Source organism: Alteromonas sp. KUL106 (assembly GCF_009811415.1).
Lineage (GTDB): Bacteria > Pseudomonadota > Gammaproteobacteria > Enterobacterales > Alteromonadaceae > Alteromonas.
Genome location: NZ_BLIG01000056.1, coordinates 20,980 through 43,127 on the forward strand (window position 1 = coordinate 20,980; position 22,148 = coordinate 43,127).

A 22,148-nucleotide genomic window follows, 5' to 3' on the forward strand; every position below is an offset into this window, starting at 1 on the left:
AAAAAGCCACTTTCTATTTCGAAAACTTTTTATTTAGACAGTGTTTCCTATCGCACGACAAGCAAGTTCAAAAACGAAAATAAAAGCCGGAAGTGTTTCATCACTTCCGGCTTTTCAGTTTTATAGCATTAGCCAAGATAATATTTTCTTGCCTTGTTACAAGCGCTCTAAATCAAACGCGCCTTGCTTTGAGAGCTTTTCGTTCAATGGTTTCACTTCTTCGCCAAATAAGGTTTCTAGCTGCACTTTATATTGCTGCCACTTTGCCTCTAAGTCTTCCAACCTTTTCAGTGCACCAGCTTGTGCAGGCGCCCCTGTTCTGTCGAAGTTGTCCATTAAGAAGCGTACTTGTCTGTCGAGCATATTCGGCCAGTTGATGTCGTCTTCAAAAGTTTGATGTTTAGGCTGTATAACTAATGCTTCCCAGTCATCGATTGCGCTAACAATGCGTTCAATTGACGCTGACACATCGCTAGCTAGCATCACGTTGTCTCCAGAAACACCATTGAGTTGAGCTCTTACATCACGGGCTTTTTGCAGGTGTGCAAACAAATCATTCAGTAAGGCTTCTGTTGCCTGAATGCTCTTTTCGACCACTTGAAGCTGCGCTTTATCCGCTTCTTCCCTTGGGTCTGGAAGCACTTTAAACGCACGGGTTTGTGACTGTTCACCTACTGTGATTTTCGCTTTGTAGTCTCCCGGCATAACACGGGCACCGTTCCAACCGCCAAACAGTTTTACGTTATCAATACAGTTCAACGGCTCGCGGCGAAGATCCCATACAAACTCGTTATAACCCGCCTTCGTTGAAGGGTGTTTAAATTTAACGGGGCTGCGAACGTCTTCATTACCCTTCGCACACTTCTCAAATGCATTAGGCGCAGATGATAGTGTGCGAACCAGTTCGTTGTCTGCATTAAAGATATCAATGCGTAGCGTTTGTTCTTCTTCTAACGCGTCTTTCAGGTAATAGCGGAAGGTAGCGCCACGCGGCGGGTTTTTCGCTTGTGGCTGGTCGGTCATGCCGCCACCGGATAACAAGCGAATACCATCAACGGGTTCAAACTGAAACAGCGCTTCGCCATCAAGTGATTTATGCACTTCACGCAACGGGCTTATGTCATCTAATATCCAAAAACCTCGCCCTTGCGTTGCAACAACTAGGTCATCACCTTTTACCTGCATATCGGTAATCGCTACGGGCGGCAGGTTTAAGTCTAGTTCTTGCCAGTGTTTACCGTCGTCGAAGCTAATAAACATGCCGCTTTCTGTCCCCGCGAACAGCATGCCCTCGCGCTCTGTATCCTCGCGCACTACGCGAACAAAGGCGTCTTCTGGCAGCCCTTCGTCAATACGTTTCCAACGCTTGCCGTAGTTGTCGGTTTTATAAATATATGGCGTATAGTCATTTAATTTATAGCCTGCTACCGCAACGTAAGCTCTGCCTTGTGCGTGAGGGCTAAGTTCTATGGCATTAACCTGCGCTTCTTTTTTGTGAGGGGTAATATCTTTCCAGTTTTTGCCTTCATCACGGGTTATATGCAGCTTACCGTCATCGGCTCCCACCCAAAGCTCACCTTTGTTAACTGCCGACTCAGCAATGTAGAAAACCGTGTTGTAGTATTCAGCACCAGCTTGCTCATTCGTTATTGGACCGCCATTGAGCCCTTGTTTTTCTGGCTCATTTCGAGTCAAGTCCGGGCTAATTTCCTGCCAATTCACACCGCGATCGGTGGTTTTTAAGATCATTTGGGTGCCGTAGTACACGGTGTCAGGATCGTGCTTTGACACTATCACTGGAGCATTCCAGTTGGTACGGTACTTTTGATCTCGCGCATTTCTGCCAAACACATATTCAGGGTAAGGCATAATGGGGCGCGTAAGCCCGGTCTCGCGGTTGTATTCAGTGAGTGTCCCATTGATGGTAGTCGCGTAAATGAGGGTTGGATCGTCAGGGTTAAACGCAATGTGTGCACTTTCACCGCCGCCCACGGCGAACTGGTCTTCTATTCCCATGCCGTCTCCCCAGGTTTCAGATGGGGTTGCCATGGTTGAGTTATCTTGCTGCCCACCATAAACATAATAAGGGTTTAGGTTGTCGGTAATGACGCGATAAAACTGCGCCGTTGGCTGGTTGTAAATGCTTGACCACGATTCACCGCCGTCAAAGGTAACCGTTGCGCCACCGTCATTAGCGTTGATCATATTCAAGCTATTTTCAGGATTTATCCACATATCGTGGGTATCGCCATGGGGTAATGAAACCGTTTCGAACGTTTTGCCGCCATCAATAGATTTGTGCAGCTGCACATTCATAACATAAAGGGTGTTTTCGTCGTTAGGGTCAACTTTGATGTGGTTGTAGTACCACGCACGGGCCTTAAGAATATTGTCGCCGTTCATTAGCGACCACGACTTACCAGCGTCATCACTGCGATAGACGCCCCCTTCTTCAGCCTCGACAATGGCGTACAGGCGCTTCGGGTTAGATGCGGAAATATCCACACCCACTTTACCAATAAGCGTAGGTAACCCTTTTTCTAGCTTATCCCAGTTTTCACCGCCATCCGTTGACTTATAAAGGCCACCGCCCTCGCCGCCTGATTTGATAAACCAAGGCGTTCTGCCGTGATGCCACATGCTGGCATAAAGAATCCTGGGGTTAGTGGGATCGATTGCTAAGTCAGCGGCGCCGGTATCGGCATTCACTTTTAACACGTGCTGCCATGTTTTACCGCCGTCTACCGTTTTGAATATACCGCGCTCTTCATTAGGCCCCCAAATATTGCCTTGTACCGCCGCCCAGGCTATGTCGGGATTGGTTGGATGTACGCGAATTTTGGGGATTTGACCGCGTTTATCTAAACCTACCAGTTTCCATGTTTCACCGCCGTCAGTAGATTTATAAATACCTTTACCGTGGCTAGTGGTTACGCCTCGAATAGGGCCTTCACCCGTACCTACGTAAATAACATTAGGATCTGAGGGGGCAACGGCGATAGAACCAATACTGCCCACTGTGAAAGTTTTATCAGATATGGCTTTCCACGATAAACCCGCGTTTTCGGTTTTCCAAACACCGCCACCTGCGGTGCCCATAAAATAAAGGTTGGTATTGCCTTCAACCCCTGTAACCGCTACCGAACGCCCACCGCGATAGGGCCCAATAAAGCGATACTCCATTTTATCGAAAAGTTCAGGGTTAACTGTATCTTCAAGTGCGAATGCAGAATGCGAGAAACTAGAAAGTGCGCTTACGCAAATAGCAAAAGCTGCCACCATTTTCCGAGAAACCAGTCTCTGTGAAACCATAGATAGTGCCTTGTCGTGTTTTTTATTTTTAATAATATGAGGTTCTTATACTGCTTTGTTATAGACGTTATGGCAAAAGTTTTTGTTGGACGTGTTCTTCACTCGTTTGAAGCGCTGACGATATCGACGAAATATTCAATGTGGTTTCCTTTATGGTGGCGCAGTTAGAAAATAACCACCGTTGATGGAACGGGGCAACGGGCTGTCTCAGAACGAGAGCGCTGATTACCCCTGAACATAACGATCTCAACAACCCCATGAATTTAACACGTCAGTAATTACGCATTAGCGATGAAATACCGCACAAAAAATGTCTACAATCACAACTTGAAAATAAGTGACTGTCCTAAATGACGCACAAACTGCTGCAAAAGTGCACAACAAAGATCAACATGCCCTAGAGTGTGTGACTCGCGAAGATCCAAATACCAACCGAAACAAGCACAATGCCACCAAATGTCTCTGCTCGTTTACCTATCAATGTTCCCATAACACTGCCCAACATAATGCCAATCGTTACCATCGAGAAAGTGGCTATCCCAATTAACGTCGCAGCAATAGCAATATTCACCTCAATCAGCGCGAGACTTGCCCCCACTGCCATTGCATCGATACTTGTGCCTAACGCAGTAATACACAATAAAATAAAGGATTGTTTTTGAGACGTTGAATCTTCTTCGGCAGGTTTCAGGCTCTCGAGTACCATATGAACACCTAAACCAGAAAGAATGATTAGCGCAATCCAATGATCCCATGCTTCAACGTATGAAGACGCTGCGCGACCAATGAACCAGCCTATAAATGGGGTTGTTGCCTCTATGAGTCCGAACAAAAGGCCAATTTTAAGGGCGAAACTTAAACGAGGGCGGTTGATTTTGACACCTTTGCCTATCGCGGCGGCAAACGCATCTGTTGACATAGCAAAGGCTAGCAAGATAAGAGCGAAGATACTCATAGTTTTAGAACTCCGGTCAGGCTAATTGAGTCCACGACAAATCCACACGCCTGACCTTTAAGCGTGGACTTATCGATGGTCTCGCCAACCAAGAGGTGTTTGTACCATGGTAATGTGACCAATTATGTTGATACAAACTTTTCCATTTGAAACGGAAACAGGCTACTCCCCAACCGAGAGCGTTACGGTAATACAGTCGCCATAGACGAATCAAGTTGATTGCGACAAACTGCCCAACTTGAGATATAAATGACGGCATGTTCACGCTCTTTCGATTGCACATATTCCACCATTGGTCATTAAGAGTTGGCAACCCAGTATTTTTTAAGCGTTACGCTTTGCGCCTCTCTCCTACTCATGGATTTCCCGAATAAGCCGCTGTCTTGGCGGTTTAACGATTTCATTGTTTATTCCTTACCTGAGCCCGTACAATACAAGCACTTCGTTGTTGCAGCATGAGTATTCAAGGCTCACGCTGTGTAATTCAACAACTTATTGCTAAAAGAGACCTTTTATGAGAATTCTACTTTCTGTTGCCTTCGCTACCTTACTTGCAGGCTGCGCGACGCTATCTCAACTGGCGGTTTATACCGTTTCTAATGCCGAGTTAGAACAAGTACTTGATAGCCAAGTAAGTAAGCTGCAAAAGCAAACTTCACTTGCAGGTATTCCTCTGTATTTAGACGTGCAGGACATGACAGCAACTATAGGCCCAGATGGCAGAGACGTGGTGCAGTTAGGCGCAATTGCTACTGCGCGTGTTAGTGCGTTTGGTTTGAACTACCCCGCAAAAGTAAGCCTTTCGCTGGAAGGCACGCCTTACTATGACAGCGAAAAGAAGGCCATTTTTGTGCGTTCACTGTCATTACTCGACAGCACCATTGATGCAGGCGGCTTTAAAGGTAACTTAGCACCAGTCAGCGGCGAATTCATGCAGCTCATTAATGGTTATTTAGCATCGAACCCGGTTTATCGCTTAGATCCTGCGAACAAAGCGGTAAGCATGCTTTCAACCGTACCCTTGCAGCTAACCGTAGAGCAAGGGCAGCTCGCACTTAGACCTAAGCAATAGCCCAGTAGCCGCTACTTCCAAGCTGGTTAAAAGCTTACTATGTCGTTTAGTTGCGGAATAGAGGCATTCCCCCCTTTGTTCTTTATGGCGCTTTGCAATTCCTGTTTAGCGCCATCTTCTCCGTGAACGAGGTAAACTTTCGGTGGCTTAGTAAAATGCGATAGCCAGCCGATAAGCTGCTCTTGACTCGCATGTGCTGAAAACCCTCCTAATGTATGGATTTGTGCGCGCACAATAATATTTTCTCCAGCCATTTTCATGTGTGTCGCACCGTCGATAATCTTTCGTCCCGGCGTACCCATTGCCTGAAAGCCGACAAACACCACGTGTGACTGCTTACGCCATAAATTTTGCTTTAAATGATGTCGAATACGACCTCCGTTGCACATGCCACTGCCAGCAATAATAATGGCACCACTTACTACTTTATTAAGCGCAATAGACTCTTCCGTTGATGTGGTGTAGCTCAGAATGGGCAGTAAGGAATGTAAGCTTTGGTTGTGGCTATGCGCACGCTCAGCACTTTCTTCAATGGCATCGAGATCTTCATCATTATACATCTTGATAACGGTGATAAATTTCAGTGACCGCGATGGCCATTGGGCTATCTAGAAATACCTTCTGATGACGTAATTTTCCTTGTTGATAGAGCTCACCCAACCGAAAAATAATCTCTTGGGTACGCCCTACAGCAAATGAAGGAATGAGGATATTTCCGCCATTCTCACTGGCCTGCAAAATCACTTGTTCAAATTCATCGAGGGTGTCTTCCATTGACCGATGATTGCGGTCGCCATAGGTCGATTCCAACAGCACAATATCAGCATCGGTCACTATGTCTGGGTCGCGGAGTAACGCCGCCTGCGAGTTGCCAAGATCGCCAGAAAAAACCAGTTTTTTAGTCTGGCCATCTTCAGCAATAAGTATTTCGACTATCGCTGAGCCGAGAATATGACCTGCATCAGCAAAGTTAATTTCCACGTCTTGCGTGATTTTACGCTTAGTGTGGTAGCGCGTCGGTATGCACTGCTTCATCACACCGTCCACTTCTTCTTGGCGATACAAAGGCTCAATGAGCGGTTTCCCCGAGCGCTGCCGCCGCTTGTTTTCCCATTCTGCGTCGCGCTCTTGTAAAGACGCCGCATCTTTTAATAGCACTTCTATTAGGTCAACGGTGGGTCGAGTCATATAAATAGGCCCGCGATACCCTTCTCTGAGTAAAATAGGCAAACGGCCAGAATGATCGAGGTGTGCATGCGACAAAATAACAGCATCAATTTCACTTACGTCGATAGGCAGAGGCTCGTGATTCTTCGCTTCCTCATCCCGCCGGCCCTGGTAAAGACCGCAATCTAAAAGCAAAGTACTATGCGCAGTTTTGAGCAGGTGCATCGACCCTGTCACCCCCTCCACCGCACCTAAAAAAGTGAGTGTTGCCATATCAGGCTCCTTTCATTATGTTAGGAATGTTTGACTATCGGTTTGACTTACATTTGCTGTTGTTATGCTGTCCTCTACCTGTTGAACTCGACTGAACACTTTGACCCACATTTGGGCTATCTGTAAAAGGTATTCCATACACTCTGTTGCATCAGTCATTTGTGCGACCGCAATGTCACCTTGTGTCGCCCCAAGTACTAATGCTGATTTGAGTTTATGATGCTCTTTTTCTAATAGGCCAAACTGCAAATTTAACGCTTCGCTATTATCAAATTGTCTCCAGCGCACCATTTTCATAAACTCGGTTGTGACTGATAAATGATTCAGTAATTGCCCTTCTAATTCTGGTCTACTGAGGTTCTCTCGTCGGCTGCTCAACATTAATATTGCTGAGGACTTTTGCGCTATCGAATAAACATAGTGCTCAACCCGCATAAGAAGCGATAATGCTTTAGTGGTTTCTTCACTGAGTGCGGCTCGCTCAACTTCTACGATAAACTGCGACACATGCTGGCAAAGGGTTTCTACAACGTTAATTTCATTTTCGACAACATTTGTCTCGTTACTTCGCTGAGAAAGTAATTTGGGGTAGGTATTGAGAAAGCGATCCGCAATTGACAACAGTTCAAGAATGAGCGCGTTTACTGCCAAATCTGGAGTCTGCGCTATATTTTTATCTAGATACTTTGGTTTAGACGCATCTTCCTCGAACGATACAAAACGTCTCTCAAGAAAGCTCGCTAGCTTGTCGTTCATGGGAAAAATAAGTGCAACGCCCAATACATTAAATAAGGTATGAAAAATGGCTAGCGTGATGCCAGGGTTGGCGTCTATGTCTGCAATCGCCGTTATCCAATGGATTAGCCCAAACAACAGCGGTAAAATAAGCGCGGCGACAAAAGCGGTCGCTAAGTTGAACACAACTTGCGCAGCAGCAACCCGTTTCGCGCTAGAGGTAGCGCCAATTGACGCAAATATAGCGGTAGAGGTCGTGCCTATATTTGCACCAATCACCATTGCGCCGGCGGCATAAATACCCACAATACCTGAGGTTGCCGCTGTAATAGTCAGCGCGATAGATGCACTAGATGACTGGGTTAGCACGGTCATTACAAAACCAATCACTAGGTACATAAGAAAACCTTCAACGCCTTCAGCTTTAAACTGACTGAGATCAAAGGTACTGACTATTCCTTCAAAGGCTGTTTTTAAACTGTCTATCCCTACAAAGAAAAGACCAAAGCCGGCGATGGCGATACCAACTGACGCTAAACGGCTATTGGGTTTTAATAATTTCAGGATCATGCCTATGCCTATCATAGGCAAAGCAACGGCCTGAATATTTAACTTAAAGCCTACCATTGCGACAAGCCAGCCTGTCATGGTGGTGCCGATATTTGCGCCGTACACTATACCCAATGCGTGGCGCATGCTCAGTAAACCGGCGTTAACAAAGCCCAATGATGCAACGGTGACTGCACTTGAAGATTGGACTAATGCGGTCATTACCGCACCTGACACCACGCCTCTAAATGGCGTTTTGCTCCATTTAGCGAGCAAAGTGCGCAGTGCATTGCCTGCCGCCAACTTAAGTCCGTCTGTCATCATTCCGATGGCAAGTAAGAACAGACCTAATCCGCCAATTATACTACCCAGCAATACGACACTTTCCATCTACCAGCCTCTTTACTTTATTCATCGCCGACCATTGGTCATTTCTGAGCATTTCGCCAATGAATAAAAGCTGCGGTTGGCGCTTCATGCCTTCATAAAAGTATAGATAAGAGTACAATGCACGTGAGTCTTATTGTTTGTTCTTGGTCAAACAATGAAGAAAAACAGCAACGCAATGCACAGCCGTTCAGGAACTCAACTTGATAATTGCGCATTCGGCAATTGAGTAATAAAACACGGCGACGCAACAAAAGGTATGGAAGTGACAGAACGCATTAAAACGCTAGATGAATTCGCACAGCATGTAGATTACTCATTGCTCGATACGCTCACGCCCGATCCCCAATCAACGAGCGACGGGGACGATCATGACCCGCGCCAAGTGTTCTCTGGTCACTATGTGCCGGTGACGCCGACTCCGTTATCGTCGCCCAAATATATCGCGCACAGTGAAACCTTGTTTGCCGAATTAGGCTTAGACGACAGCTTGGCTACATCAAAAGATTTCACCCAGCTTTTTTCAGGTGATATGTCGGGTGTACCTGCGCCAATGAAGCCCTACGGCTGGGCGACAGGATACGCGCTTTCGATTTACGGAACGGAATACACGCAGCAGTGCCCGTTTAGAACGGGTAATGGCTACGGTGACGGCAGAGCAGTATCAATTGTAGAAGCAGTATTAAACGGCAAGCGTTGGGAAATGCAGTTAAAAGGCGCCGGTCGCACGCCTTATTGTCGCGGCGCCGATGGTCGCGCTGTTTTGCGCTCTAGCGTGCGCGAGTTTTTAGTGCAAGAACACATGCACGCCCTTGGCATACCCACTTCACGTTCGCTAAGTTTATTTATGTCTGAAGCAGACACGGTAGACAGACCCTGGTATCGGGAAGGCTCTCATTCTTATGAGCCTGAAGTAATGGTCGAAAATATTACGGCAATCTCCACCCGCGTCGCTCCTTCCTTTTTGCGCGTAGGCCAAATTGAGCTTTTTGCAAGACGTGCTCGCTGTAATGAACACGGCGAAGCGCTAAATGAACTAAAAGCCATTGTTAAGCACCTTATCAAGCGAGAGTACTCAAGTGAAATAGACACCACTACGCCGTTTGAAGAGCAAGTGAAAAAGCTGGCTGAGCTTTTTAGAGGTCGATTAACTTACCTTGTATCTGAGTGGGTTCGCGTGGGTTATTGTCAGGGCAATTTTAATAGCGATAACTGCGCCGCCGGAGGTTTTACGCTGGACTATGGGCCATTCGGTTTTTGTGAATTTTTTGAAGCAGACTACCAACCCTGGACAGGGGGCGGTCGTCACTTCTCGTTTTTAAACCAGCCTATTGCCGCGCAAAAGAACTTTGACATGTTCTGCCGTTCACTGATGCCCCTACTCGAAGACAACCGTGAACAGCTCTCGCAACTTAACGAGATCAACGACAACTTTTCTAGCGTTATGGAGCGGGCTATGGAGAGCATGTGGGCAACAAAGCTTGGCTTAGAAAATTATGACCATGACTTGCTAATAAAATTGTTGCAGTTAATGCTGCGCACAGGCGTCGACTACAATCTGTTTTTCCGAGAGCTCTCGTCGATACCTGAAGATATGGCGAGTTTAACGAAAAGCTTTTACTACCCGCCTAAAGCAGAGGTCATGACGGAATGGGAAACGTGGCTACAAACCTGGCGTGAGCGTATTGAAAAGGACGCTGAAGCACAAGGTAATGTAGTAGACGCTATTGCTGCTACCGCAGAAAACATGCGCAAAGCGAACCCTAAATTCACATGGCGGGAATGGCTCATCGTTCCTGCTTACAAGGCCGCAGAGAAAGGTGATTTTGCGCAAATTCACGAACTTCAGCAGATACTTACCGCGCCCTATGAGGAGCAATCTGAAGAGGTGGAAAATAAGTATTACCAGCTGCGCCCACTTGAATTTTTCAGCGCTGGTGGTGTCGCGCACTACAGCTGCTCTTCGTAGCGAAGAGCAGCTTAAAACGCGTTAAAAGGAATCAATGGCTTTACTGGGCTCGGTAAACCACACCGGGCCTTCTTCGGTCATATAAAAGTGATCTTCTAATCGAATACCGAACTCGTTTGGCACCACTATCATAGGTTCGTTACTAAAACACATGCCAGATGCCAGCGGGTGAGGATTGTCTTTGACCAAATACGGCCATTCGTGAATATCCATACCAATGCCATGCCCGGTTCGATGGGGTAAGCCTGGCAGATTATAGTCTGGCCCTAAGCCATCTTTTGCCAAGCTATCCCGTGCGGCTTTATCTACATCGCCACAGGGAACTCCGACTTTTGCAGCGTTAAATGCCGCAAGCTGCGCACGCTTTTCGCTTTCCCATAATGCCCGTTGCTTATCGGTTGGCTCACCAAAACTATAGGTACGCGTGATATCAGAAAGATAGCCGTGCACCTTACAGCCGGTATCAATCAATACTAAGTCGTTTTTCTTTAATACTTGAGGGTCTTTAACGCCGTGGGGAAATGAGGTTGCTTTACCGAAAAGTACAATGCAAAAATAGTTACCACTGGCCCCTACTTTCTTATGCGCATCGTTAATGAATGCTTCGACTTCTGTGGTGGTAATACCTTCATAAAGCATACTGGCTGTCGCTTTATGTACAGCTAGGGTCATGTCCATAGCGCGTTGGATGAGCGCGAGTTCATTTTTAGATTTGTGCATGCGACAGTGTGCTGTCACCTCTGCACCATTGATAACCTGCCATGGCTTTTGAAGCACTTTATTCAAACCATCTACGATAAAAAACTGGGTCGACTCATCCACACCCAGTTTATCGCCACCAGCGGTATTCAGTTTATCTAGCATAGCTATGACAAGCGCGTATGGGCTCTCGTGCTCTTGCCAACCGATAATCTCGCCTTCCACCAATTTGCGTTCGTTTAAAGAGTCGATTTCAAACGTAGGAGCCAGATATACAACGTCGCCTTTTGCAGGCAAAAGCGCACCGACTAAGCGCTCACTGGCGTACCACTGCATTCCGGTAAAATACGCTAAGTTAGTACCAGCGTTTAAGTAGAGCGCACCAATGCCATTTTCCTGCATATAGTGCTGCGCCTTGGTAATGCGGGCTTTGTACTCAGAGAGTTCTATGGGGCGCAGGTCGCCTGTTATGTTGACGAGGCTATCTAAAGCCTGTTGTGGTGTTTTTGTGCCTATTATTTTGCCCATTTTTTGTCCCTACACTTGCGCAAGACTGATTGTCTATTAAGGAGCTCATCAGCCCGCCTTAACTATGAATTCATTAAAACGGGCTCACTGTACAACATTCAATAGGAATGTCGAGATAAGCAGAGGTGGCTAGACCTTTTGTACAGCGTACTTAAAGTTAAACACTCTCTTATGATTCGCAGCGCTTTAAAGTGCACTTTTCCACGCGGCCTCTGGCAATAGATACAAGCCTTTCTCGCTTTTTGCACCTTCATTCACAATATAGCCGATGCCCGCAGCCATGACGGCCAAGGTTACGTCGAAAGCATTAATACTGTCACCGTAGCCCGCCGTTAAGTTAAACATAGAGCCATCGGCGAGTAGATACAGGGTTTTATCGCCCAGTTTATAAGCATTTACATAAGGCATTGGCTCACTGTGAGTAGCGTTGTTTTTAAGGTACGGCACATCAATTTCTTGGGCTACATGGCCTACATTTAAAATAAACGTTCCGTCTTTCATGTTGTCTAGATGGTTCGAATTCACTACGCCATACGCACCAGTTGCAGTGGCGATAACATCAGCCTGGCTAGCAGCTTCATTTAAATCGACCACTGGCCAACCGTCGTATTTCGCTTGAAGCGCTCTTGCTGGGTCAAGTTCTGCAACTTGAACCTGTGCTCCGAACGCTTTAGCCGAGGCAGCAACGCCCTGCCCTACCAAACCGTAACCAATAACAACCACTACTTTTTCGTGCAGGGTTAAGTGGGTGGTTTGGAAGAAGGTTTGCCATGCGCTTAAACCCACCATGTGCCTATTGTGAAGCCCTTCTTTTACTGGCAAATCATCCCAGTTAAAAATTGGGTAGTTTGGCGCCATACCGTTTAAGCGGTTGATGCCAGAACCCGTCGCTTCTAAGCCCGATTTGATGCTCGGAACTGGTTTATTTGCTTTTACATTTTCGTGAAGTCGGGTAGTCAGATCGGCGCCCATTTCGCACAAATGGGTGGGCTGCCACGCCAGCGCTTTATCAAATGACTCAGACCAGTCAGCCTCGTTCATATCACGCCATGCATGAGCCGTTGCGCCTTTATCAACAAGGTAAGATACCACGTCATCTTGCACTGTGGTGGGGTTACATGTGGTAAGAAAAATGTCGCACCCTCGTGAAAGTAGTCCTTCCACCAAAGGCGCCATTTTCAAATCTAAATGCATGTTGCACGCTAGTTTAACGTTGGACAGGTCGGGAAGCGATGCGATGGCCTTGCGAGTGCGCGGCATGTGAAGGCTGGCCCATGCCAACTCCGCTTGAAAATCTTGGTACATGAAAAGGATACTCTGAGAAGACAAAAACAGAATCATACGTGAGAATGCCGTATTTATAAAACAGCTAACTATTTGCTCCTTTCTCTCTCCGCTCGTTCCATAGCACCACATTGTTTCGCCCCTTCGCTTTTGCTAAGTACAGAGCTTGGTCTGATTCTTTAATGAGAATATTGATATCCTCTCCACCCGGAGCGGTTCCTGCCACGCCAATACTTCCTGTCACTTGTATTTGTTTGTCGATGTTGTGAGTGGACAGATGTATGCGCAGATTCTCGGCAATTTGCTTATGCATAAGATGAGAAGCTTGGCATACTGTAGGTCGAACTGCTTTTTTTGCTTTGTCGTTACCCGATGGTATTCTCCTTGAGCAGTTCATACCTGCTTGAATTCGCAAATACATGTAAAGGCTTGTTCTCTTTTTATGCTTAGTTTTATTACCAGCACCCTTATTCCTGTTTTGATCCTTCTGTTAATGGGCTGGCTGTTTTTTCGCATTAAATGGCTAAACGAAGGATTTATCGAGGCTGGATCTAAACTGGTATTTAACGTTGCGCTTCCAGCTCTGCTATTTTTATCGATAGCGCGCGCGGATTTTTCGAAAGCCGCGAATATATCGCTTATTAGCGTTGGGGTAATGGGCACACTCCTTGTTTTTGCCGCACTTATGATTACCTCTCACCTGACCGTACATCCGTATAAAGCCAGAGGCGTGGTTGTGCAAGGCGGTTTCAGAGCCAACATGGGTATTATTGGTTTGGCCTATTGCGCCAATACCTATGGGCAAGAAGGGCTTGCAGTGGCCTCGGTTTACATGGGGTGTATCACTATTTTGTTTAACGTATTGTCGGTGTTTGTCCTTAATTTTTATCAAGGCACGTCTCGCTCGTTGCTGGGCCAAGTTACCGGCATGGCGAAAAACCCGTTAATTCTCTCTATCGCGGCAGCACTCCCCTTCTCTTATTTCGAATGGCAGCTACCCACTACTTTAATAAAAACCGGCGAGTACATTGCACAACTCACTCTGCCACTTGCACTTATTTGTACCGGCGCCTCCCTACAGTTCCGCTCTTTCTCCAGTGACTGGTTCAATATTGTACTCAGCACAACCAGTAAATGCGTAATCTATCCAACCGTGTTGGTTGCGATGGCCTATGCGTTTGGCTTTAGAGGAATGGAATTAGGTACTGTTCTCCTTCTCGCCATTTCACCTACTGCTGCGGCAAGCTACGTGATGGTGAGAAACTTAGGTGGAGATTATCGTCTCGCCGCAAGCATTATCGCAGTAAGTACATTAGCGTCGTTGCCCATTACTGCCCTTGCTTTTGGCATATTAAGTAAACTACAGCTGGTGTGAGGCATTAACTTTTCAATAGTCTTTTTTCAACTGACCGAGCTATTAGATGTAGCAAGAAGTTGAAAAGAACTTTCCTTATGAGTCGCCAACAAGACTGTCTCCGTTCGGTGAAAGAAACGGTTACCAGTATTTATTTGCAGAGGTTAACGGCAACGATAACGAAGGTAATACCGGCGTAAGTATTGCCGTTGTAAAGGGTGGTACTCAGCTATTTATTATTTCTAATAGCCATAATGAAAGCCTTGCAAAACAGCAGGCTAAAATTAATGAAAAGAGCTACAGCTGGGAAAGGCTGTATCTGTATAGAGGACGATTTCAATAATACTTTAAAATGCACGCTCGCAACAAAGATACAAAGCCTCAGAGGACGCTGCATCTTTGTGAACGTCTTAACTTCTACTAACAATTATCCTCTTAATATCGGCATTAGCATTTGGCTATTGAAACATCGATGCTGGCACAATAAAGTTTTTCATCTATTATTGCTGACTAATCGACTGCTGAACTGCCCTACCGCATCTACCACTTCCTTTGCACCATCTTGGATTTGATTGATCACTTCGCCTGCTTCTGTGGCGTAATTGAGACCAGATCGCGCTTTTTCGTCACCAACGTTTACAAGGTTGACTGCCTCTGTAGCGAGCGCTTGATTGTGTTTTACTACATTAATAATTTCTTCCGTCGCTTCGGTGGTACGAGATGCTAGCTGGCGAACTTCATCAGCCACCACAGCAAAACCCCTTCCCTGATCGCCCGCTCGGGCAGCTTCTATCGCAGCGTTTAATGCCAGTAGGTTAGTTTGTTCCGCAATAGCACTGATGCTGCCGATAATGGTGGCAATTTGCTGGGACTGGGCATCAAGGGCATTTATTCCCTCTTTCGCTCTATCCATCTGCTGAGACAAGGAAGACATTTCTGAGAGTAACGCATTCACCACTTCCTGACCTCTCGTCGCGATTTGATCCGTGGTGTGAGAAGAACGATAAGCGATGTCGGCAGCACTAGACACCGCGTTTTCTTTGGCCACCTGCTCAGTAATATCCGTCGCTAATTTGACTACCTTGTACATGCGTCCATGGGAGTCACAAATAGGGTTATAGGTAGCCTCTAACCAAATTTTGTTGCCGTATGCATCAACACGCTCAAACCTTCCTGCAACAAACTCACCGCGCGCCAGTCGTTCCCAAAAACTTTCATATTCCGAAGAATTTGCGTACTCAGGTTCGCAAAATATTCTGTGGTGCTTGCCCTTTACATCGCTCAATTTGTATTTGACTGTTTTTAAAAATGCATCGTTAGCTTCTTGAATATTTCCATTTAAATCAAACTCGATGGCTGCATTTGATTTGTGTAAGGCTGCAACTAAATCTTCGTGCTCTTTGGACTTGGCAATAGTGCGCGTAAGGTCATTAAGGTTTACCGAAAATTTATGTATATTGCCTTTAATATCAAAAATTGGCTCAACAACGCCTCGAAGCCACGCCTCCTCTCCATTTTCACGAACAAACTCAATGGCGCCACAATAGTGAACCCGTTTGTCAAAAGCCTCTTTCAACTTTTTAAAATGAGGCGTGTTCCTTGCGATTTCAGGTACAAACTCAAATAAACGGTGTCCTTTAACTTGAGATGAAGAATAGCCAAGTTCTCTTTCGAACATTTCATTGACTGCCTCAATCTCGCCTCGTGCGTTCAAACGAAGAAATATCATCTCATCACGCAAGCCATCTCGTACTTGCTTCAGAATATGCAGCTCTTCGCGAAGTGCCTCGTTTTCTTTGACTAAATGTTTGTTGAACATGGCCTCATCCCTGAATGGAAGTTTCGATAATACGCTTGTATCGGCAAATACGTGCGATGTGTTAAAGAATTTATTTTTCTTGGAAAAAGCGAGATAAAGACCTTCACTATGCATCAGCTAATGAACGCTACTATCACCTATACTGTCGCTTAGGCGACTTTTGACACTTAGACCTAACATAAACAAGGTTTGGGGTTGAAGACAAGAGTTTTCAGCGAAAATGCCTCCAAGATAACGGGTCTCTTCATAGGTTGTAGACAGTTAGTCGACAAACCGAAACTGGTAGCGCTCTATATTTTCTTGAAGCCAATGGGTAAACACTTGAAAGCGAGCTTGAGAATGCGTTTCTTTGTGCGTTGCCAGCCAAAAAGTGCGCCGAATATGAATATCGTTTTCGATTAACCTCACCAAACCAGGCTGAGTTTCAGCCATAAATTTCGGCAATATGCCCACTCCGGCCCCATTAATAAGCATTTGATACTGCGCATTGATACTGGTGCTGCGAAGCGCACTCAACTGCGACAAGGCCGTCTCTTCAATAAACTTTAACTGCGGTGCGTATACCAAATCGGGAACATAGCTGACTAAATTAAATGAGGTAAGATCTTGTAATGACTGAGGCTTACTTTCTTTAATAAGAGACTGATGGGTATAAAGATACAGGTTATAGTCGGTTAGTTTTTGTGTAACGAGCAATCCTTTACTGGGCTTCTCCAACAAAATAGCCATATCGGCTTCACGTTTGTTTAGGTTTAAAAAGCCGCTGGTTGCTACAAGCTCAATACTTATTCCCGGATATTGCTTTTTAAAATCAGGGAGTAAAGGTGCCAAGAACCAGCTACCAAACCCTTCAGAAACACTCACTCTGATCGTCCCTGCCAGGTGCGAACGCTCGTCGCCCAATTCATTTTGCGCTTCTAAAAAGTAATGCTCTGCTTTTTCAATATAGGTGACAAGCTCACTGCCATGCGTGGTAAGCACATACCCTTTTTTTGTGAGCTCGAACAATTTGCAATTTAGTGAGTCTTCCAGTTTTTTTACACGACGTATTAACGTCGTGGGGTCAACCTTCAAGCCTTTTGCTGCAACAGCTACACGCCCATTTCTTGCCAAACCAAGAAACAAGCGCATGTCATCCCAATTCAATCAAATACCTGCATTTTTACAGCACCATACTGCAAGTATATGTATTGCTATTGCAAAGGCAAGGTTTCAATATTGTTAAAAATTACAGGAGCTACGTCATGAGAAAAATTGTTCACTTTATTGCAGGTAAAGATTTTGAGGATAGCAGCGAAAATACCGCGTCGGTATTTGCGCCTAACACCGGTGAAGTGCAGGCAGAAGTAAGCTTGGCTAACATTTCAACCTTGGCTTATGCGATTGAAACAGCGCAAGCTGCACAGGTTGAATGGGCAGCAACAAACCCTCAACGACGCGCTCGTGTGATGTTTAAATTTAAAGAGCTGGTTGAAGCAAATCGCGATCGCTTGGCTGCGCTTCTATCAAGCGAGCACGGTAAAGTGCTGGTTGATGCGCAAGGCGATATTCAGCGCGGTCTTGAGGTTATCGAATTTGCCTGCGGTATTCCTCATGCGCAAAAAGGTGAATACACCGAAGGCGCAGGCCCGGGGATTGATGTGTATTCCATGCGTCAAGCTTTAGGTGTGGTGGCAGGTATCACGCCATTTAACTTCCCTGCCATGATCCCCATGTGGATGTTCGGTGTGGCGATTGCCTGCGGTAACGCGTTTATTTTAAAGCCGTCTGAGCGCGATCCGTCGGTGCCTGTCGAATTGGCAAAACTTATGATTGAAGCTGGCCTTCCTGCTGGCGTGCTAAACGTTGTTCACGGCAACAAAGAAGTGGTTGATGGGATTTTGGACCATCAAACTATCAAAGCAGTGAGCTTTGTGGGCTCTTCTGATATTGCGAATTATGTCTACGAGCGCGGCGCTCGCGCTGGTAAGCGCGTTCAAGCTATGGGCGGTGCGAAAAACCACGGCATCGTAATGCCCGATGCAGATTTAGATCAGGTGGTAACTGATTTGGTCGGCGCAGCATACGGCAGTGCCGGTGAACGCTGTATGGCACTGCCGGTTGTGGTTCCGGTAGGTGACGAAACCGCTGAAAAATTAAAGGCCAAGCTTATCCCGGCTATAAAAAATATCATGGTGAGCCACAGTGAAGATCCTAACGCTCATTATGGTCCTGTGGTTACCGCTGCGCATAAAGAACGGGTTGAAAGCTATATCGACCTTGCCATCGAGGAAGGGGCTGAACTTGTTTACGACGGCAGAACCAGCCAAATTCCAAGTGACAGTCAGGGCTATTTCATCGGCCCAACATTCTTCGACCACGTGACCAAAGACATGCGTTCATACCAAGAAGAGATTTTCGGTCCGGTACTGCAAATGGTGCGCGCCAAAGATTTCAACGAAGCGGTTAACTTAGCAAGCGATCATCAATACGGTAACGGTGTTGCCATGTACACCCGTAACGGCCATGCAGCACGCGAATTTGCGCAACGCGTGAACGTAGGCATGGTTGGTATCAATGTGCCTATCCCTGTTCCGGTTGCCTACCATACGTTTGGGGGTTGGAAGCGCTCTGCATTTGGTGATACCAATCAACACGGTATGGAAGGCGTCAAATTCTGGACCAAGGTGAAAACTATTACTCAACGCTGGCCAGATGGCTCAGACACTAATGATAATGCCTTTGTCATTCCAACCATGGGTTAAGCGAGGAGACGATCATGACCACTGTAGCATTTATTGGCCTAGGTAATATGGGCTCAGGGATGGCAAATAACCTGGTTAAAAACGATTACAACGTATTGGCTTTTGACCTGAGTGACGCTGCGCTAGCAAAAGCAAAAGAAGCAGGCTGTACTATTGCGCAAAGTACCGAACACGCTGTCTCTGAAGCCGACATCGTTATTACCATGTTGCCTGCAGGCAAACACGTAATGGATATCTATTCGAAGCAAATCCTTGAAAGCGTTCAAACGGATACCTTGCTCATTGACTGCTCTACCATTGACGTTGAAACGGCGAAAGCTGTGTCCGAATTGGCTGAGCAAAAGGGCCTTAAGATGCTTGATGCACCGGTTTCTGGTGGTGTTGCAGCGGCTGCAGGAGGCACACTTACGTTTATGGTGGGCGGCGATGCTGACGCCTTCGAAAAAGCGCAAGGTGTGCTGGGCGCAATGGGCAAGAAAATCGTTCACGCGGGCGGCCACGGCGCAGGTCAAGCAGCCAAAATCTGTAATAACATGCTGCTTGGCGCAACCATGATTGCGACGTGCGAAAGCTTTCAGCTTGCCCAGAAATTAGGATTAGACCCTCAAGTGTTTTTTGATATTGCATCAAATGCGTCAGGTCAAACATGGTCGATGACTTCATACTGCCCAGTGAAAGGTGTAGGGCCGCAGAGCCCTGCTGATAACGATTTTGCTGGCGGCTTTGCCTCTGCGCTTATGCTCAAAGACCTAGGTCTTGCCATGCAGGGCGCGAAAGGCGTTAATGCGCAAGTGCCTATGGGTGAGCTTGCTGCAAAGTGGTTTGAAATGCATTGCGAAGAAGGCAATGCAGGGATGGATTTCTCTTCAATAATCAAACGATTAGCGTAAGAGAAAACCAACAGTTCTCCGACGGCTACTTTCCCTCAGAAGAGGTGGCCTTCTTACTGAGCGAGTAAAGCACTTTACTCGCTCTTTTTTTGTGGCTTAACAAAGAAAATTACGCAGCTTTTCTAACTCACTTTGCCATATAAAGCGACGGCATAATTTACGTTTTAGGCTGCGTCAACATGTCATCATACGCATCCATTTCCCAAGGTAGTTCACCTGGACTGGTATCAAGGAAGTGCAAGTAACTCTCGAATTGGTCAAGAATGTCCTTGGCAATACCTTCTTTATCGTACCCGTAAATATCATAGGCCTGACCACCACGACGCAAGAATACTTCAGCGCGAAAATACTTTTCTGACTCGTCGCTTTCTTTACGCAATTCTGCATAGCTAAAGCCAGGGACTAAATACTCGTTCATTCGGATATCATAAATAAAGTCCATGTGCTCGTGCCGTTCTACAGTAAAAGTGGCTCTTCCCGTTTCGTTATCAAGCTTAACAAACGCCTCCCACTCTCGCGCTTTCAAAGCAGCTTGTACATCTTTCATCGCTGCAATCACAGTTTTATCAATAAACTCATGCACCTCGTTTCGGTTGGGGTAATCGACCATTGCGGCAAGTCGGCCTTTTAGGCTAGTCGAGCGACCGTGATTTCTATTAAGCGTATTCGCTTTCAAACTGTTATTTCGGTAGCCTTCAATGACAAGCGCGCGCCATAGACCTGCTGCAGACGCTAGCATAATGAAGGCGAAAGGTAAGGCGCTCGCAATTGTCATAGTCTGCAGAGCATTCAGTCCACCGGCTATTAGAAGTACCGCAGCAACCGTACCTTCCAAGCAGGCCCAGAATATGCGCTGCCAAACGGGGCTTTCCTCTTTACCGCCAGAAGCAAGGGAATCGATAACCAGCGACCCGGAATCTGATGAAGTCACAAAGAAAGTTATGATCAATAGTACGGTTAACCCAGACATAATTGATGCGCCGGGGAGCAGATCATAAAGTTTAAACAAGGCGACCGCCTCGTTCTCCTGCACATCGCTAATAAGTGTCGTAACCCCTTGGTTCATAATGGCATTAAGCGCGGTGTCACCAAACACCGAAAACCAAAGGAAAGTAAACATGGTGGGCACTAGCATTACACCGAAAACAAACTGTCTAATGGTCCTGCCCCGGCTTATCTTGGCGATAAACATACCCACAAACGGCGCCCAAGCAATGGTCCAGCCAAATATAAACAGGGTCCAGTTTCCAATCCAATCGCTGCGACTATATGCCTGAAGATTAAAAGTGCGTTCAATAATACCGTTAATATAGCTTCCCGTATTTTGTAAAAACGTTTCTAAAATATGAACCGTTTCTCCAATGATAAAGACGGTACTCATGAGCGACACAGCCAGAAGCATGTTGAGAATAGACAAACGTTTAATGCCTTTATCCATACCCGCAATAACAGATATCGTTGCTGCGATAGTCACAATAGCGATAGTGCCCACTTGCACCATAATATCGATAGGAATATCGCCAGAGAGATAGTTGAGCCCAGCATTAATTTGTGTAACAGATAGCCCAAGGGTAGTGGCGATACCAAACAGAGTACCTAGAATGGCGAATACATCTACTGCATGACCTATTGGGCCATAAATTTTGTCTCCTATCAGCGGATATAAAGCAGAGCGAATAGATAACGGTAAACCGTGCCGAAAAGCGAAATAGGCGAGAACTAGGCCTACTAACCCATAAATCGCCCAAATGTGAAAGCCCCAATGGAAGAAGGCTATTTGCATAGCCTGCTTCGCCGCATTAACAGTTTCAGCCGCTCCTGCAGGCGGCGATGAATAATGTAGAACAGGCTCAGCCACACCAAAATAAAGCAGCGCTACACCGTACCCTGCTGAGAACAACATAGAAAACCATTCGGGAAAGCTATATTGAGGCTCTGCATGATCGGGCCCCAATTTTATGTTTCCCCAGCTCGATGAGGCCACCGAAACGATGAACACGAGAAATATGGCCACTGACAACATGTAAAACCAGCCAAAGGTTTCCGTGATCCATGCCAATGTATTGTCGAAGGCCTCGCCGGCAAGTTCAGGGTTGCTGATGGTTCCAATGACCAGAAGCAAAATAATGACGACAGCGGGGAGAAATACCGGAAGAAGAATGGTGGAGTTGTTTACATGACCTTTCATAGCAAATCCCTTTTCACTTACAGGTAAGTTAATAACCAGCGAAAGCTTAAACACTACCGTTTGTTACTAGCGGGGATCGGGTTTGGTTCAGGTTAGGCCCGATTAGACAACGTGGTGGTGATCTCAGGAATTGTTTTAAGAGCTAACTGCAAAAAGTAAGTTGGAAAGAATAAGGGCTCTGCATGGCTTCAATTAAGAAAACGACAAGCAGAACCTTTTAAGG

At 46.2% G+C, this 22,148-nt stretch carries 16 protein-coding genes and 1 riboswitch; of the genes, 5 read left to right on the forward strand and 11 right to left on the reverse strand.

Going from position 1 to position 22,148, the window contains the following annotated elements; genetic code table 11:
- Positions 1-156 precede the first annotated feature (156 nt).
- Together GVO63_RS18420 and GVO63_RS18425 are read right to left on the reverse strand one after the other, a co-directional pair.
- Positions 157-3,312, reverse strand: a complete 3,156-nt coding sequence (locus tag GVO63_RS18420) for a glycosyl hydrolase (RefSeq protein WP_159581821.1) — start codon at positions 3,310-3,312, stop codon at positions 157-159.
- Positions 3,313-3,709: 397 nt separating this feature from the next.
- Positions 3,710-4,267: a manganese efflux pump MntP family protein gene (locus tag GVO63_RS18425; RefSeq protein ID WP_159581823.1), complete on the reverse strand. Its 558-nt coding sequence runs from the start codon at positions 4,265-4,267 to the stop codon at positions 3,710-3,712.
- Positions 4,268-4,320: 53 nt separating this feature from the next.
- Positions 4,321-4,447, reverse strand: a riboswitch (yybP-ykoY riboswitch).
- A gap of 334 nt (positions 4,448-4,781) precedes the next feature.
- Here GVO63_RS18425 and GVO63_RS18430 point away from each other — a divergent pair.
- Entirely contained in the window at positions 4,782-5,339 is a 558-nt protein-coding gene (locus GVO63_RS18430; RefSeq protein WP_159581825.1) for a DUF1439 domain-containing protein, read from the forward strand.
- 26 nt (positions 5,340-5,365) lie between these two features.
- On the opposite strand, the gene GVO63_RS19650 is transcribed toward GVO63_RS18430, so the two are convergent.
- Genes GVO63_RS19650 through GVO63_RS18440 form a run of 3 tightly spaced genes read right to left on the reverse strand, consistent with a single transcriptional unit; the run spans position 5,366 to position 8,453 of the window.
- Complete coding sequence (locus GVO63_RS19650; RefSeq protein WP_236552208.1) at positions 5,366-5,899, reverse strand: MBL fold metallo-hydrolase RNA specificity domain-containing protein; 534 nt, start codon at positions 5,897-5,899, stop codon at positions 5,366-5,368.
- A complete protein-coding gene (locus GVO63_RS19655; RefSeq protein ID WP_236552209.1) occupies positions 5,892-6,779 on the reverse strand; it encodes an MBL fold metallo-hydrolase in 888 nt (295 codons plus the stop codon). The genes GVO63_RS19650 and GVO63_RS19655 overlap by 8 nt, the downstream gene beginning before the upstream one ends.
- 15 nt (positions 6,780-6,794) lie before the next feature.
- Complete coding sequence (locus GVO63_RS18440) at positions 6,795-8,453, reverse strand: Na/Pi cotransporter family protein (protein WP_159581827.1); 1,659 nt, start codon at positions 8,451-8,453, stop codon at positions 6,795-6,797.
- Positions 8,454-8,715: 262 nt separating this feature from the next.
- Here GVO63_RS18440 and GVO63_RS18445 point away from each other — a divergent pair, with 262 nt between their 5' ends.
- The gene (locus GVO63_RS18445) at positions 8,716-10,419 is read left to right on the forward strand and encodes a YdiU family protein (protein ID WP_159581829.1); all 1,704 of its coding nucleotides are present in this window, start codon (positions 8,716-8,718) and stop codon (positions 10,417-10,419) included.
- Positions 10,420-10,440: 21 nt separating this feature from the next.
- Here GVO63_RS18445 and GVO63_RS18450 read toward each other — a convergent pair whose 3' ends face one another.
- From GVO63_RS18450 to GVO63_RS18460, 3 genes are all read right to left on the reverse strand, one after another.
- Positions 10,441-11,646 carry a Xaa-Pro peptidase family protein gene (locus tag GVO63_RS18450; protein ID WP_159581831.1) on the reverse strand — a complete coding sequence of 402 codons (1,206 nt, stop codon included), beginning with the start codon at positions 11,644-11,646 and terminating at the stop codon, positions 10,441-10,443.
- A gap of 186 nt (positions 11,647-11,832) precedes the next feature.
- Positions 11,833-12,951, reverse strand: a complete 1,119-nt coding sequence (locus GVO63_RS18455) for an adenosylhomocysteinase (RefSeq protein WP_159581833.1) — start codon at positions 12,949-12,951, stop codon at positions 11,833-11,835.
- Between the two features lie 64 nt (positions 12,952-13,015).
- Positions 13,016-13,351: a diguanylate cyclase gene (locus GVO63_RS18460; RefSeq protein WP_159581835.1), complete on the reverse strand. Its 336-nt coding sequence runs from the start codon at positions 13,349-13,351 to the stop codon at positions 13,016-13,018.
- A gap of 21 nt (positions 13,352-13,372) precedes the next feature.
- On the opposite strand from GVO63_RS18460, the gene GVO63_RS18465 reads away from it, so the two are divergent.
- Complete coding sequence (locus tag GVO63_RS18465; protein WP_159581837.1) at positions 13,373-14,305, forward strand: AEC family transporter; 933 nt, start codon at positions 13,373-13,375, stop codon at positions 14,303-14,305.
- Positions 14,306-14,777: 472 nt separating this feature from the next.
- Here GVO63_RS18465 and GVO63_RS18470 read toward each other — a convergent pair whose 3' ends face one another.
- Positions 14,778-16,103: a PAS domain-containing methyl-accepting chemotaxis protein gene (locus GVO63_RS18470; protein ID WP_159581839.1), complete on the reverse strand. Its 1,326-nt coding sequence runs from the start codon at positions 16,101-16,103 to the stop codon at positions 14,778-14,780.
- A gap of 261 nt (positions 16,104-16,364) precedes the next feature.
- The gene (locus GVO63_RS18475; protein WP_159581841.1) at positions 16,365-17,249 is read right to left on the reverse strand and encodes a LysR family transcriptional regulator; all 885 of its coding nucleotides are present in this window, start codon (positions 17,247-17,249) and stop codon (positions 16,365-16,367) included.
- A 98-nt stretch (positions 17,250-17,347) separates the two neighbouring features.
- On the opposite strand from GVO63_RS18475, the gene GVO63_RS18480 reads away from it, so the two are divergent.
- On the forward strand, positions 17,348-18,847 hold the full coding sequence (locus GVO63_RS18480; RefSeq protein ID WP_159581843.1) for a CoA-acylating methylmalonate-semialdehyde dehydrogenase: 1,500 nt from the start codon (positions 17,348-17,350) through the stop codon (positions 18,845-18,847).
- 14 nt (positions 18,848-18,861) lie between these two features.
- Positions 18,862-19,737: a 3-hydroxyisobutyrate dehydrogenase gene (mmsB, locus tag GVO63_RS18485; protein ID WP_159581845.1), complete on the forward strand. Its 876-nt coding sequence runs from the start codon at positions 18,862-18,864 to the stop codon at positions 19,735-19,737.
- Positions 19,738-19,894: 157 nt separating this feature from the next.
- Here the strand turns inward: mmsB and GVO63_RS18490 are convergent, their stop codons facing one another.
- The gene (locus tag GVO63_RS18490) at positions 19,895-21,925 is read right to left on the reverse strand and encodes a BCCT family transporter (RefSeq protein ID WP_159581847.1); all 2,031 of its coding nucleotides are present in this window, start codon (positions 21,923-21,925) and stop codon (positions 19,895-19,897) included.
- Between the last annotated feature and the right edge of the window lie 223 nt (positions 21,926-22,148).